Consider the following 13040-nt stretch of genomic DNA (forward strand, 5'->3'; position numbering starts at 1 on the left):
ACAATATTTAAGCGACTCCAAATTTGGTGTTACTCTACTCAACATGATTCACGCCAGAGGGCTCACCAAGACCTTCGGCCCGGTCGAGGCCGTCCGGGGGATCGATCTCGACGTCTCCGCGGGGGAGATCGTCGGCTTCCTCGGACCGAACGGCGCGGGCAAGACCACCACGCTGCGCATGCTGACCACGCTGCTGCGCCCGACCTCCGGCACCGCCACGGTCGCGGGCGCCGACCTGTTCGCCGACCCGGCGGTCGTACGCCGCCGCATCGGCTACGTCGCCCAGGGCGGCGCGTTCACGCCGTTCTCCGCGGTGGGGAAGGAGCTCGTGCTCCAGGCCCGCCTGTACGGCCTCAACAGGGAGCAGGCCCGCGAACGGGTGACCACCCTGCTCGCCGCGCTGGACCTGCCCGGGGTGGAGGAGCGTACGACGGCCACCATGTCGGGCGGCCAGAAGCGCCGGCTGGACATCGCGATGGGCCTGCTCCACCGGCCCGAGCTGCTCTTCCTCGACGAGCCCACGACCGGGCTCGACCCGCAGAGCCGCGCCAACTTGTGGGACCACGTGCGCCGGCTGCGCGAGCAGGAGGGCCTGACGGTCTTCCTCACGACCCACTACCTGGAGGAGGCCGACGCGCTCTGCGACCGCGTCCTGATCATCGACCACGGCCGGCTCGTCGCCCAGGGGACTCCCGACGAGCTGAAGTCCGAGCACGGCGCGCGGACGCTCGACGAGGTCTTCCTCGCCGTCACCGGCCGCGAGCTGCGCGAGGGGGCCGCCGCGTGACCGCCCTCGCCACCCTGACCGGGCACTACCTGCGCGTCTCCTTCGGCAACAAGTTCAGCCTCGTCTTCAGCGCCCTGCAGCCGTTCCTCTACCTCGTGCTGTTCGGCCCGCTGTTCGACCGCAGTGGCGTGGGCTCCTGGGCCGTCCTCGTGCCCGGCCTGCTGGTGCAGCTCGGGCTGACGAGCGCGGGAATGTCGGGCTTCACCATCGTCTTCGACCAGCGGTTCGGCGTGCTCGAACGGCTGCGGGTCACGCCGGTGAGCAGGGTGACGCTGCTGCTCGGCCGGGTGCTCAGGGACAGCGTCGTGCTGCTGGTCCAGGCGGTTGCGATCATCGTGGCCGCGTACGCGCTGGGCCTGCGGGCGCCGCTCGCGGGGGTGCTGGCGGCGCTGCTGCTGACCACCGTGCTGTCGGTCGGCATGGCGTCGCTGTCGTACACGGCGGCGCTCACGCTGCGGCAGGAACTGTTCGCGCCCGTGATGTCCACCCTGGTGGTCCCGCTGATGCTGCTGTCGGGCGCGCTGCTGCCGATGTCGCTCGCCCCCGCATGGCTCGACGTGGTGTCGCGGCTCACGCCGTTCCGGTACGCGGTCGAGGGGTTGCGCGCGCTTTTCGCCGGTTCCTACGCGTCGTCCGCCCTGTTGTGGGGGGTCATCGTGTCCCTGGCCTTCGCCGTCCTGGGCGTTACCCTGGGCACCAGGCGTTTCCAAAGGGAAAACGCCTGATCAGGGGTAGGAAAAGGCATTCGAAGTTGATACCGGTTTGCGGGCGCCGCCGGGCACGGAGACGGTCACAATGGGTGGCGTGGCGGACGTCAACTTCACCCTCGTCCAGCTGCGTTACTTCGTAACCGCGGCCGAGCTCGGCAGCATGACCGCGGCCAGCAGAGAACTCATGGTGGCGCAGTCGGCGATCTCGGCCGCCATCGCCCAGGTGGAGCGGGAGCTGGGCGTCCAGCTCCTGATCCGCCACCACGCCCGCGGCCTGTCGCTGACCCGCGCGGGCGAGCGCTTCCTCGTCGAGGCCAGGGAGTTCCTGTCCCACGCCGCGGCGCTCGCCCAGTCGGCGCGCGGCCTCGCGGGATCGCTGACCGGTGAGCTCGCCGTCGGCTGCCTGACCACGCTCGCGCCGTTCTACCTGTCCCGGCTGCTGCGCGAGTTCGCCGAGAAGTACCCCGGCGTGCGGGTCAGCGTCGCGGAGGGCGAGATCTCCACCATGGAGTCGGCCCTGCTCGACGGGCGGTGCGAGGTCGCCCTCGTCTACGCCATCGACCTCGCCCTCGACCTCGACATCCGTACGCTCACCCGGGCGAGGCCGTACGCGTTGCTGCCACCGGAGCACCCCCTGGCCCGGGCGGAGACGGTGTCGCTGACGGACCTGGCGGCCGAGCCGATGATCCTGCTGGACCTGCCGCGCAGCCGCGACTACTTCCGGGCCATCTACCCCACCGAGCCGCGCGTGCGGTTCCGCACGTCGAGCTACGAGACGGCGCGCTCCCTGGTGGCGGGCGGGCACGGCTACTCGATACTCAACCAGCGGGCCGACAACGACCAGACCTACGACGGCGGCCGGGTCGCGTGCGTCCCGATCAGCGACGACGTGCCCGCGCTCGACGTCGTGCTCGCCTCGGTGCGCGGTGTGCGGCCCACCGCCCGGGCGGTCGCCTTCGCCGAGACCTGCCAGGCGTTCTTCTCCAGGAGGTAGTTCACCCGAGGTCGGCGAGCAGCTCCTCCAGGAACGCGCCGGTCTGCGTGGCCGGCCGTGCGTCCACGCACACCGCGTTCATCACCTGCGTGTACGCCTCGGTGTCCTCGGGCTTGTCCAGGTAGAGGGCGCTGGTGAGCTGCTCCAGGTAGACGACGTCGGGCAGCTCGGGCGCTTCGAAGCGCAGGATCGTGAAAGGCCCCCCGCACGCGGCGTGCCCGCCGTGGTCGAACGGCACGATCTGCAGCGTGATGTTCGGCTGCTTCGTCACCTCGATGAGGTGTTCCAGCTGGGCCCGCATCACCTTCCGGCCGCCGATCGGGCGGCGCAGCGCCCCCTCGTCCATCACGGCCCACAGGGTCGCCGCCTCGGGCCCGGTCAGCCGCTCCTGCCGGCGCATCCGCAGGTCCACGCGCCGGTCGACGTCGTCGGCGGACCGCCCCACGTTGCTCCGCAGGACGAGGGCCCGCGCGTACTCGGGCGTCTGCAGCAGCGTGGGCACGAACTGCAGCTCGTAGCAGCGGATGACGGACGCCGCCTCCTCCAGCCCGACGTAGAACTCGAACCAGCCCGGCAGCACGTCGCTGTACTTGTGCCACCAGCCGGGGATGTTCGCCTGCCGCGCCAGGTCGAGCAGCACGGCCCGGTCGTCGGCGTCGGTGATGCCGTAGAGGGTGAGCAGGTCGGCGACGTCCCGCTCCTTGAAGCCGACCCTGCCGAGCTCGAGCCTGCTGATCTTGGCGTGCGACCCGCGGATGGCACGGGCCGCCTTCTCGGGGGTGATGCCGCTCTCCCGGCGCAGCCGCCTGAGCTGGGCCCCGAGCAGAAGCCGCAGGGCCGTCGGGCCGCCGCGGGCGGTCCCGACCGGTACGGGGGCGGTGTTGCCCGCCTGTGCGTTCACGATCGCTCCATCGGCGGCGCTCCCGGAAGAATTCCTGGTGAACCAATCGGATTGATCATCCTACCGGACCGGGGTGAGGCCGTCTTTTCTGGGAACTTCCACGGAAAGTCGGGGGACGCGCGACATTTGCACGTGCACGCGTGCTTGCATCCGCAAGGCACAGGGCAAGATACACGACGGCAGGGAAATTCACATCATGTAATGAGTGAGACCTGAGGGATCGGCGATGACAGCAGACCTGGCGGGCCCGGGAGCCGCGACAGCGCCTCCGTGGTTGACCTCGATGTTCGAGCGCGACGACGTCGCCGGCTTGTCCCTGCCTCCGTCGGCCACGTGTACCTTTCACGGGCGCACCACGTCCGCCGCCGCGGCGCGTGACTTCACCGCCAGGACGTTGTGCGGCTGGGGCCTCCCCGGCCTCGTGCCGGATGCGCAGATCGTGGTGTCCGAGTTGGTGACCAACGCGCTGCGGCACGTTCCCGGCGACCCCGCGGACGCCCCGCCGATCCGGCTGAGGCTGGTGAAGCACCGGTTTCATATCGGCTGCGGCGTGAGCGACGCCAGCGAGCGGGTGCCGGCGGTCTCCGCCTGGAGCGACCTGTCGGAGTCGGGCCGGGGGCTGCACCTGGTCGAGGCGCTGACCGCGGCGTGGGGATGGATCCTCACCCGCGGCGGCGGCAAGGTGGTCTGGGCGCTGTTCGACGCCTCGCCCGCCTCCTGAGCGGCGCTTGCCGAGGCCGGCCGCCTGATCGACCTGCCGAGGCCGGCCCGAGCCGCGGCGCTCGGGCCGGTTCGGACCTGGTCCGGTCAGCCCTGCTCGGCCTCGCCGGTGACCTGCTCGGCCGCCTCCTCGGGCGACTGCTCCAGATCCTGGTCGGCCTGGGCCTGCGCGGAGGCCTTGTCCAGCCGGACCCAGCTCGTGACGCTCTCGACCGCGAACAGCACGAGCAGGTACGCCGTGAGGACGGCCGCAACGGGGGTCAGCCATCCGGCGGCGGCGGCCACGCCCAGGACCAGCAGGCGGACCTCCCAGCCCAGCCCGGCCTGGTAGAGCCAGGCGGGGGGCCAGATGCCCTGCCGGGTGCGGTAGACGGTGTCGTACGTGTGGTAGCCGATCACGTAGAGCAGCACGAACAGCAGCCACTTGGGCGTGTCCGCGGCAAGCCCGAGCAGGATGATCGTCATGAACTCGGCCGCACGCAGCAGCGGGGGCGTGAGCCAGTCGAAGCGGCCCAGGTGGTCGCGGCCGGCGGTGGGCAGGACCAGCACGAGTAGCACGGCGACGGGCACGAGCAGGATCGGGCCGTCGGTGAGCGTGCCGGCGACGGCCAGCGCCACGATCGCGAGCAGCGCCACCACGGTCGCGGGCACGGGCGGCAGCAGCCGGCCCAGGGAGCCCTTCAGCGCGGTGGCGAGCGGGCCGTCGTCGCGGTAGGCGAGCAGGCGCGCGGTCTGGACGCGGCGGCGCTCCTCGTCCGGGTCCGGAAGCGGCGTGATGGTCTGCGGCTGAGTGATCATGCGAGCGACCTCAGGAGACGTCCGGTGAGGGTGTAGGTGGCCGCGACGCCGCCCCAGACGATCAGCGTCAGGAACGTCACCCGGGGGTTGAAGAACGCGGCGGTGATCGCGATCGCGGCGAAACGCTCGCCGATGGGGAACACGATCATCTTGCGGGCCCAGTGGACCGGGCGGAACTTGCCGGCCTTGGTCCACAGCTTCAGCAGCCCGCGAACGCCGGTGCTCCGGCTCGCCCTGCGCTGCTCCAGCGCCTCCCGCAGCGGACGGTCGTCGGCGACCGTCAGGTCCAGCGTGGGCAGCGGCACGGGCGCCTTGCGCCGGTTGGCCGCACCGAACGAGAAGTCAAGCAGGTGCTTGACCGACTGGAGGGCCAGCGCGACCAGCGCCAGCGTCCAGATGCCCTCGCCGTCGCCGAACTGCCCGGACACCGTCGCGCCGACCGCGAGGCCGACGAAGACGGCGTACTCCTTGAACCGGTCGAACGTGGCGTCCAGCCAGGCGCCGAGCACGCCGAACTTGCGCGCGTAGCGGGCGACCTGGCCGTCCACGCAGTCGAAGACGAACGCGAAGTAGATGAGCAGCGCGCCGGCCACCGCCCCCCAGCGGGTGCCGGTGGCGAACGCGCCGGCCGACAGCAGGCCGAGGGCGATCGAGATCAGCGTCACCTGGTTGGGCGTGAGCCCCCTGCGGGCCGCCCAGCGGGCGATGAAGCGCGAGTAGGTGCTGACGAAGAACGTGGTGAAGAAGCCGTCGGCGCCCTTCACGGCGTTGTTCAGCCGGGCCCGGTCCTCGTCGTAGCCCGCCATCTCGACCAGCGCCTCGTCGGCGTCGGCCTGGCTGCGGATGCGGCGGAAGAACAGGTCGCGGCGGCCCCGCCGGCCCACCGACACGCCGCGCCGGACCAGGCCGAGCACGAGAAGCTCGGTCACGTCGTCCTCGGGGCCGAACAGGTGGGCCATGTCCGCCAGCTCGCGGGCGACCTCGGCGAGAGTCGGCAGGTGCCGCTGGTGGAGGTGGAGCGGCCCGAGCAGCGCCGCGTTCGGCCGGGTCACCGCGTGGTAGGCGGTGCCGACCGAGACGATCCGGCTCCGGCCGATGCGGGTGCGCTGGGGCAGCCCCTCGATGACCTTCTCGCCGATCTCGGGCTCCGCCTCCTCGATCGGCACCTCCTCCTCCGGAGGCTCGTTCTCGTCCTGCTCCTGGCGCTCCTGCCGGACGACCAGTGCGATGGCCCCCCGCTTGGCCTTGGTGATCTGGTAGATCAGCTCGTCGTGCACCAGCGAGTCGGCCGGCAGGATCAGCAGGTTCTCCTCGGCGCCCTCGACCGCGTCGGCCAGCGCGCGCAGGTCGCCGGCGACGTCACGGCTCTCTACCACCCGGCCGTACGGCCTGTGGTAGGCGGCGGCGTCCCCCGGCCGGGCGATCGTCGTCGGCTCGGGGTCCAGAGCGGCGGCCTGCGCGAGCAGCCTGTCGTACGCGGAGGGGGCCCCGGGCAGCGATTTCAGCGTGATGGCCGCGGGCAGGGCGGGCTGACCGCCGTGCGGCGGGGGACTGATCGGGCCGGGCGGGGCGCCCAGCAGGACCACGCGGGTCATGGCAACCTTTCACGCAACGGGGGGAGATCAGGCCCTCAGGCTTGACCGGCGCGGGGAAGTCCGCCGGAAGCCAAAGCTTAGTGACCTTTCGGTTGAACCGATGCACCCCAGGTTTACCGTACGGTCCCTGGACGTACAGCTTGAGGAGGGTTCGTCACCCGGCATCGTCGCCGGATCATTACCGAATTTTCACCATTCATGCCCCTCAACGGGGCGAATGACCGTGTGACGGGGCGGCCGCCCGCGCGCACCCATACGATGGCGGGGTGAGCCTCTACCGGGACGAGGGCGTCGTGCTGCGCACCCAGAAGCTGGGTGAGGCCGACCGCATCATCACGATCCTCACCCGGCGCACCGGCAAGGTCCGCGGCGTGGCCAAGGGCGTGCGCAGGACCATGTCGCGCTTCGGCGCGCGGCTGGAGCCGTTCTCCCACGTCGACCTGCAACTCCACAGCGGCAGGTCGCTCGACGTGATCACCCAGGTCGAGACCCTGCATCCGTACGGCGAGGCGATCGTGGCCGACTACGCCAGGTACACCGCGGGGACCGCGATGCTGGAGACGGCCGACCGGCTGACGGTGGGGGAGAAGGAGCCGGCGCTGCGCCAGTTCCTGCTTCTGGTCGGCGGACTGCGCACGCTCGCCGAGGGCGGTCACGAGGCCCGGCTGGTGCTCGACGCGTTCTTCCTGCGCTCGCTGGCCGTCGCGGGCTACGCCCCCGCGCTGTCGGAGTGCGCGCGGTGCGGCGCGGAGGCCGTGCGCGCCTTCGCGATCGTCGCCGGCGGCGTGGTGTGCGGCGCGTGCCGCCCGGCCGGCGCCGCGGTGCCCGCCGCGGAGACGATCGCGCTGATGATCGCCCTGCTGCGCGGCGACTGGGCGGCCGCCGACGCCTCCGAGTCGCGGCACCGCGCCGAGTGCAGCGGCCTGGTCGCCGCATACCTGCAGTGGCACCTGGAGCACGGCATCCGCTCCCTGCGTCACGTGGAACGGGAGTGGCCGGGTCAGATGACCGCAGGCGAAGCGAGGATCATCTGACCGGCCCTGCGGGGGTCCGGGGGTCGTCCCCCGGTGTGGAGGGGTCAGATGACCGCAGGCGAAGCGAGGATCATCTGACCGGCCCTGCGGGGGTCCGGGGGTCGTCCCCCGGTGTGGAGGGGTCAGGTGACCGCAGGCGAAGCGAGGATCATCTGACCGGCCCTGCGGGGGTCCGGGGGTCGTTCACGGTGGCGTCGGCGTGACGCGGGGGACGCACGAAATGCGCACGGTATGCGCACCGGATCCGCACGTCTCCTGCGCCTGAGGACAGGTCCGGACGCAATACCCTCGGTACATGGTCCGTCCTCCCTCTCCGCACCCGTCCGGTGTCACGCCGCCCGCCATCCCGCGCGACCTGCTGCCGCGACACGTGGCGATCGTCATGGACGGCAACGGCCGCTGGGCCAAGGCGCGCGGGCTGCCCAGGACCGAGGGGCACAAGATGGGCGAGGCGTCGCTGTTCGACGTCATCGAGGGCGCCATCGAGATCGGCATCCCCTACCTGTCGGCGTACGCCTTCTCCACGGAGAACTGGAGACGCTCGCCTGACGAGGTGCGTTTCCTCATGGGGTTCAACCGCGACGTCATCCGCCGGCGGCGCGACCAGCTCAACGCGATGGGCGTGCGGGTCCGCTGGGCCGGACGTCCCGGGCGGCTCTGGAAGAGCGTGATCAAGGAGCTTGAGGACGCCGAGCGGATGACGGTCGGCAACAGCAGGCTGACCCTCCAGTTCTGCGTGAACTACGGCGGCCGCGCGGAGATCGTGGACGCGGCCGTGCGGCTCGCCCGCGACATCGCCGCGGGACGGGTCAAGGCCGACAAGGTTTCGGAGAAGACCTTCGCCCGCTACCTGGACGAGCCGGAGATCCCGGACGTGGACCTGTTCCTGCGTTCGTCCGGCGAGCAGCGCACCTCCAACTTCCTGCTGTGGCAGTCCGCGTACGCCGAGATGGTCTTCCTCAACCAGCTGTGGCCCGACTTCGACCGGCGCGACCTGTGGCAGGCGTGCGAGATCTACGCCAAGCGCGACCGCAGGTATGGCGGGGCCGTTCCGAACGAGGCGGCCCAGAACTCCGGCACCGCGCGGCACTGAGCCACGGCGCCGCACTGAGCCACGGCGCCGGCGGGCCCGGCGTCAGACGGCGTCGCGGCGGCGGGCCCGGTACGCGGCGACGTGCATGCGGTTCCCGCAGGTGCGGCTGTCGCAGTAGACGCGGGAGCGGTTCCTCGACTCGTCCACGAAGACGTGGGAGCAGTCGGGCGCCGCGCACGTGCGCAGGCGATCCCGCTCGTTCTCCACGAGCACGTGCGCGAGGGCGACGCCGCAGTCGGCGGCCAGGTGCTCGGCGACCGACGAGCCCGGCGCGAAGTAGTGGACGTGGAGGGGGTGACCGTCGTGCTCGGCGAGGTGCGGCGTGATGCGGGTGCGCTGGAGCAGCGTGTTGAGCAGGCCGACCGCCGTCGGCTGGTCCGGCGCGGTGAACACGGCGTGGAACTCCTCGCGCAGGGCCTGGACCTCGGCGAGGTCCCGCCGGGTCACCGCCCCGACTCCGCTGACCTCCCGCCTGCGGACGAACTCCTCCAGGTCGCCGACCTCGGCCAGCCCGTCGCGCTCGCCTGCGCCGGTGTTGATGAGGTCCACCACCGTCGCCAGCGAGTACACCATGTCATGGCTGAACGGCACGCCATCTCCCTTTTGTCGCGGCGGTCCCTGTCGCGGCGCAGGCAGCGTACCTCTCGGGCAGCCCGCGCGGGGCGGGGTCAGCTCTTTCCGGCCGCCTCCGCGCGAGCCCCGGCCGCCTGCGCGCACGAGGAGCAGGTGCCGAAGATCTCCACGGTGTGGGTGACGTCGATGAAGCCGTGCTCGGCACCCACGACCTCTGCCCAGCGCTCCACGTCCGGCCCGGCCACCTCGATGGTGCGCCCGCATTCCCGGCACACGAGGTGGTGGTGATGCGTGTCGGTCTGACACGCCCGGTAGACCGACTCGCCCTCGTCGGTGCGCAGCACGTCGACCCGGCCGGCGTCGGAGAGCGACTGGAGCGCCCGGTACACGGTCGTCAGGCCGATCTTCGAGCCGACCGCGCGCATCTCGGCGAACACGTCCTGCGCGCTGCGGAACCCCCGGCTCTGGCGGAGGATCTCGTGAACGGCGTCGCGGCTCTTCGTCATCAGGACTCCTGTGTACGGCTTCGCCCTACGAGCTACCAGGTTAGGCCGGTCTGCGTCAGATCAGGCCGAAACGGGTGGCGGCGAGGAGGACCAGGAACGTCGTGACCGCCACGCGCAGCAACCGCCCCACCGGACGCAGCGAGGGCCACGACAGGTAGGCCAGGCCGACGATGAACGCGAGCACCGGAAGCACGGCCACCCCGCCACGCCAGTCGGGCACCACCAGCCCGGCGATCAGCAGGGCCACCATGACCAGAGGGACCACCCAGCGGGGCAGCTGGAACAGGAAGACCAGTGGCGCGGCGCTCTTGCGCTCGACCGCCGCGCGCAGCCCGGTGGCGCCGGGCGTGAAGAACTGCTCGCCCGGCGGCAGCGGCCGCCGCACCCGCGGGGACGCCGCGTTCCCCCGGGCGGGAGGCTTCCTCGCCAGAGGATGGGCCGGCACCTGACGGCGCGGCGGTTCGGTTTCGCTTCCCACGCGTTCGAGCCTAGTGCGCATCCGCCCGGTCTTCGCCCTGTCGCGTCTCCCGTTGTGCTCCTTCCGTCCGGGCCGCCCCCTCCCCGGCGGTGCGTACGTCAGGGGTGGCATGCTGGGCGGCATGCTCGCCGTGATCCGTTACTCGGTGCCGGGCGCCCGCGCCGACGAGTTCGCCGCCCAGGCGCGCGCCATCCTCGATCTGCTGGCCGCGCAGCCGGGATACCTGCGCGGGCAGATCGGCAGGTCGGTGGACGAGCCGGCCCTGTGGGCGGTGGTCAGCGAGTGGGAGGGCGCGGGCTACTACCGGCGCGCCCTGTCGGCGGCCCGGATGGTGATGTATCCCCTGATGACCCTTATGATCAACGAGCCCAGCGCCTTCGAGGGCGTCTACGCGCTGCCGGGCGAGGGCGCGAACGCGGGGACCGTGGGCAAGGCTTGAGCGCGGGGGCGCCGGATTCCCCTAAGCTTGAGCACGGATCCGGGCAGGTGGCCGGACGTCCCGCAGCCGCGACACGGCGGCCGGGCCGGCCCGCCCGCTTCAGCGAGCATCGCACCGCTGACCCCGATCTCAACGCCGACACCCAGCCGGATGGAGTTCCACTGATGGCACGTCGCACCGACGTCTTGGAAACGATCGTCAGCCTCGCCAAACGCCGCGGGCTCGTCTTCCCGTCGAGCGAGATCTACGGAGGCCTGCGGGCGTCCTGGGACTACGGCCCCCTCGGTGTCGAGCTCAAGAACAACGTCAAGCGCGAGTGGTGGAAGGCCATGGTGCAGGGCCGCGACGACGTCGTCGGCCTCGACTCCTGCGTCATCCTCGCCCGCGAGGTCTGGCAGGCCAGCGGCCACGTCGAGACCTTCACCGACCCGCTCACCGAGTGCCAGTCGTGCCACAAGCGCTACCGCGCCGACCACCTCGTCGAGGCGTACGAGGCCAAGCACGGCAGTGAGCCGGCGGGCGGCCTGGCCGACATCACCTGCCCGAACTGCGGCAACAAGGGTGCCTTCACCCAGCCCAAGCAGTTCAGCGGCCTGCTGAAGACGTTCCTCGGCCCGGTCGAGGACGAGTCGGGCCTGGCGTACCTGCGGCCGGAGACCGCCCAGGGCATCTTCATCAACTACCTCAACGTCCAGCAGTCGGCGCGCAAGAAGATCCCGTTCGGCATCGGCCAGGTCGGAAAGTCGTTCCGCAACGAGATCACCCCGGGCAACTTCATCTTCCGCACCCGCGAGTTCGAGCAGATGGAGATGGAGTTCTTCGTCAAGCCCGGCACGGACGAGGAGTGGCACCAGTACTGGATCGACGAGCGCCTGCGCTGGTACGTCGACCTCGGCATCAACAAGGACAACCTCCGGCTCTACGAGCACCCGAAGGAGAAGCTGTCCCACTACGCGAAGCGGACCGTGGACATCGAGTACCGCTTCAACTTCGCCGGTGGCGAGTGGGGCGAGCTGGAGGGCATCGCCAACCGCACCGACTTCGACCTCACCGCGCATGGCAAGGCGTCCGGCACCGACCTGTCCTTCTTCGAGCAGGAGTCGGGCGAGCGCTACGTGCCGTACGTCATCGAGCCGGCGGCCGGTGTGGACCGCGCGACGCTGACCTTCCTCCTCGACGCCTACACGGTCGACGAGGCGCCCAACGCCAAGGGCGTGATGGAGGAGCGGACCGTGATGCGCCTCGACCACCGCCTCGCCCCGGTCAAGGTCGCGGTGCTGCCGCTGTCGCGCAACGCCGACCTGTCGCCGAAGGCCCGCGACCTCGCGGCCCGGCTGCGCCGCCGGTGGAACGTGGACTTCGACGACGCGGGGGCCATCGGCCGCCGCTACCGCCGCCAGGACGAGATCGGCACGCCGTTCGCGATCACGGTCGACTTCGACACCCTGGAGGACCAGGCCGTGACGATCCGCGAGCGGGACACCATGGCCCAGCAGCGGGTCGCGCTCGATCAGGTCGAGTCGTACCTGCGCCAGCACCTCAACGACTGATCATCGCGACGAGGCGCCTGTCCGGAAATTTCCGGACAGGCGCCTTTTGCTATCGGGCAGTGCTGCTATCGGGGGCTGTCATCGGGCGGTGCAGGTGAGGGCGGGAACCATCGACCTGCCGGCGTCTGCTCGGTGCAGTACCGGACCGGGCCGGCCTGGCAGAACGTGCCCGGGGCGAGCGCCTGCGGCGTGGCCGCGAACACCCGAACGCCTGCCCGCAGCGCGGTCCTCGGCAGGATCGTGCCGTGGGCAGGCGTGGCCGATCAGCGGTGACGTGGGTGCCGCCGGCCCAGACGCCGCCTACCAGCGCAGGGCGGCCGGTCAGCTCCGGTCGATGTACCAGTTGCCGCAGTAGCTGCCGAGCGCGTTGCGCGCGCACGCGCGGACCGCGTAGTGCCGCTGCTGATCGGTGTTCCAGTTCATGACGAGGTTGCTGCTGCTGGAGCTGTAGAACGGACCGCACTGCTTCCAGCCGCCGTTCGCCTGCACCTGCTCCGTGGTGGGGAACATGGGCAGGCTGCTGGGCATCCCCTGCAGGCTACGGTCGACCCAGACCGTGTACCCCGAATCGCTCGGCGAGATCTGGGCGTAGCTGTAGTTGAAGGCGCCGCCGTTCATCAGCTTGACGAAGCGTGCGTTTCCCAGGTAGATGTCGGCGCCGCCGACCTCCTTGTAGTAGTCGGGAACCCAGGTCTTGTCACACTCGCCTGTGGTGGCGTTGGCGGCGGAGATCGGGCCGACCGTCGTGGCCGCCGCTCCGATGACCGCGGCGAAGAGAATTTTCATGAAGCGCTTCGCGGTCGTGTTCCTGTAAGACACGGCTGTCCTTTCCATTGGCGGATCTACGTGGTCACCGGCCCGA

The 13040-nt window shown here is 70.9% G+C and carries 15 protein-coding genes; 8 read left to right on the plus strand and 7 right to left on the minus strand.

Going from position 1 to position 13040, the window contains the following annotated elements:
- The first annotated feature begins 43 nt into the window (after positions 1-43).
- The 3 genes from FLW16_RS07300 (at position 44) to FLW16_RS07310 (ending at position 2491) form a co-directional block, all read left to right on the plus strand.
- Positions 44-787 (plus strand): ABC transporter ATP-binding protein, encoded by a 744-nt coding sequence (locus FLW16_RS07300; protein ID WP_142558927.1) that lies wholly within the window; start codon positions 44-46, stop codon positions 785-787.
- Positions 784-1512 carry an ABC transporter permease gene (locus FLW16_RS07305; RefSeq protein WP_142558929.1) on the plus strand — a complete coding sequence of 243 codons (729 nt, stop codon included), beginning with the start codon at positions 784-786 and terminating at the stop codon, positions 1510-1512. Before FLW16_RS07300 ends, FLW16_RS07305 begins: the two co-directional genes overlap by 4 nt.
- Positions 1513-1582: 70 nt before the next feature.
- On the plus strand, positions 1583-2491 hold the full coding sequence (locus FLW16_RS07310) for a LysR substrate-binding domain-containing protein (protein WP_142558931.1): 909 nt from the start codon (positions 1583-1585) through the stop codon (positions 2489-2491).
- Between the two features lies 1 nt (position 2492).
- Here the strand turns inward: FLW16_RS07310 and FLW16_RS07315 are convergent, their stop codons facing one another.
- Positions 2493-3392, minus strand: a complete 900-nt coding sequence (locus tag FLW16_RS07315) for a helix-turn-helix transcriptional regulator (RefSeq protein WP_142558933.1) — start codon at positions 3390-3392, stop codon at positions 2493-2495.
- A 226-nt stretch (positions 3393-3618) separates the two neighbouring features.
- Here FLW16_RS07315 and FLW16_RS07320 point away from each other — a divergent pair, with 226 nt between their 5' ends.
- Positions 3619-4113 (plus strand): ATP-binding protein, encoded by a 495-nt coding sequence (locus FLW16_RS07320; RefSeq protein ID WP_142558935.1) that lies wholly within the window; start codon positions 3619-3621, stop codon positions 4111-4113.
- A gap of 86 nt (positions 4114-4199) precedes the next feature.
- On the opposite strand, the gene FLW16_RS07325 is transcribed toward FLW16_RS07320, so the two are convergent.
- Both FLW16_RS07325 and FLW16_RS07330 read right to left on the minus strand, forming a co-directional pair.
- Positions 4200-4910 (minus strand): DUF5941 domain-containing protein, encoded by a 711-nt coding sequence (locus FLW16_RS07325; RefSeq protein WP_142558937.1) that lies wholly within the window; start codon positions 4908-4910, stop codon positions 4200-4202.
- Positions 4907-6505, minus strand: a complete 1599-nt coding sequence (locus FLW16_RS07330) for a CDP-alcohol phosphatidyltransferase family protein (RefSeq protein WP_142558939.1) — start codon at positions 6503-6505, stop codon at positions 4907-4909. Before FLW16_RS07330 ends, FLW16_RS07325 begins: the two co-directional genes overlap by 4 nt.
- A 266-nt stretch (positions 6506-6771) precedes the next feature.
- Between FLW16_RS07330 and recO the strand changes: the two genes are divergently transcribed.
- Together recO and FLW16_RS07340 are read left to right on the plus strand one after the other, a co-directional pair.
- Positions 6772-7539 carry a DNA repair protein RecO gene (gene recO, locus FLW16_RS07335; RefSeq protein ID WP_142558941.1) on the plus strand — a complete coding sequence of 256 codons (768 nt, stop codon included), beginning with the start codon at positions 6772-6774 and terminating at the stop codon, positions 7537-7539.
- A 295-nt stretch (positions 7540-7834) separates the two neighbouring features.
- Entirely contained in the window at positions 7835-8632 is a 798-nt protein-coding gene (locus FLW16_RS07340; protein ID WP_142558943.1) for an isoprenyl transferase, read from the plus strand.
- A 42-nt stretch (positions 8633-8674) separates the two neighbouring features.
- Here the strand turns inward: FLW16_RS07340 and FLW16_RS07345 are convergent, their stop codons facing one another.
- From FLW16_RS07345 to FLW16_RS07355, 3 genes are all read right to left on the minus strand, one after another.
- Entirely contained in the window at positions 8675-9223 is a 549-nt protein-coding gene (locus FLW16_RS07345) for a CGNR zinc finger domain-containing protein (protein ID WP_142558945.1), read from the minus strand.
- Between the two features lie 77 nt (positions 9224-9300).
- The gene (locus tag FLW16_RS07350; RefSeq protein WP_142558947.1) at positions 9301-9711 is read right to left on the minus strand and encodes a Fur family transcriptional regulator; all 411 of its coding nucleotides are present in this window, start codon (positions 9709-9711) and stop codon (positions 9301-9303) included.
- 55 nt (positions 9712-9766) lie between these two features.
- Positions 9767-10189 carry a DUF6703 family protein gene (locus FLW16_RS07355; protein ID WP_260614977.1) on the minus strand — a complete coding sequence of 141 codons (423 nt, stop codon included), beginning with the start codon at positions 10187-10189 and terminating at the stop codon, positions 9767-9769.
- Between the two features lie 121 nt (positions 10190-10310).
- Here FLW16_RS07355 and FLW16_RS07360 point away from each other — a divergent pair, with 121 nt between their 5' ends.
- Entirely contained in the window at positions 10311-10628 is a 318-nt protein-coding gene (locus tag FLW16_RS07360) for an antibiotic biosynthesis monooxygenase (RefSeq protein ID WP_142558949.1), read from the plus strand.
- Positions 10629-10792: 164 nt separating this feature from the next.
- A complete protein-coding gene (locus tag FLW16_RS07365) occupies positions 10793-12178 on the plus strand; it encodes a glycine--tRNA ligase (RefSeq protein WP_142558951.1) in 1386 nt (461 codons plus the stop codon).
- 321 nt (positions 12179-12499) lie between these two features.
- Here the strand turns inward: FLW16_RS07365 and FLW16_RS07370 are convergent, their stop codons facing one another.
- Positions 12500-12964, minus strand: a complete 465-nt coding sequence (locus FLW16_RS07370) for a hypothetical protein (protein ID WP_142558953.1) — start codon at positions 12962-12964, stop codon at positions 12500-12502.
- Positions 12965-13040: the final 76 nt, after the last annotated feature.

It is taken from the genome of Microbispora sp. KK1-11 (assembly GCF_006874435.1).
GTDB classification, from domain to species: domain Bacteria; phylum Actinomycetota; class Actinomycetes; order Streptosporangiales; family Streptosporangiaceae; genus Microbispora; species Microbispora catharanthi.

Coding starts and splice junctions, on each gene's coding strand:
- FLW16_RS07325 (WP_142558937.1), bottom strand. CDS start 4,910: ATGATCACTCAGCCGCAGACCATCACGCCGCTTCCGGACCCGGACGAG.
- FLW16_RS07330 (WP_142558939.1), bottom strand. CDS start 6,505: ATGACCCGCGTGGTCCTGCTGGGCGCCCCGCCCGGCCCGATCAGTCCC.
- FLW16_RS07300 (WP_142558927.1), top strand. CDS start 44: ATGATTCACGCCAGAGGGCTCACCAAGACCTTCGGCCCGGTCGAGGCC.
- FLW16_RS07350 (WP_142558947.1), bottom strand. CDS start 9,711: ATGACGAAGAGCCGCGACGCCGTTCACGAGATCCTCCGCCAGAGCCGG.
- FLW16_RS07360 (WP_142558949.1), top strand. CDS start 10,311: ATGCTCGCCGTGATCCGTTACTCGGTGCCGGGCGCCCGCGCCGACGAG.
- FLW16_RS07365 (WP_142558951.1), top strand. CDS start 10,793: ATGGCACGTCGCACCGACGTCTTGGAAACGATCGTCAGCCTCGCCAAA.
- FLW16_RS07370 (WP_142558953.1), bottom strand. CDS start 12,964: ATGAAAATTCTCTTCGCCGCGGTCATCGGAGCGGCGGCCACGACGGTC.
- FLW16_RS07310 (WP_142558931.1), top strand. CDS start 1,583: ATGGGTGGCGTGGCGGACGTCAACTTCACCCTCGTCCAGCTGCGTTAC.
- FLW16_RS07340 (WP_142558943.1), top strand. CDS start 7,835: ATGGTCCGTCCTCCCTCTCCGCACCCGTCCGGTGTCACGCCGCCCGCC.
- FLW16_RS07320 (WP_142558935.1), top strand. CDS start 3,619: ATGACAGCAGACCTGGCGGGCCCGGGAGCCGCGACAGCGCCTCCGTGG.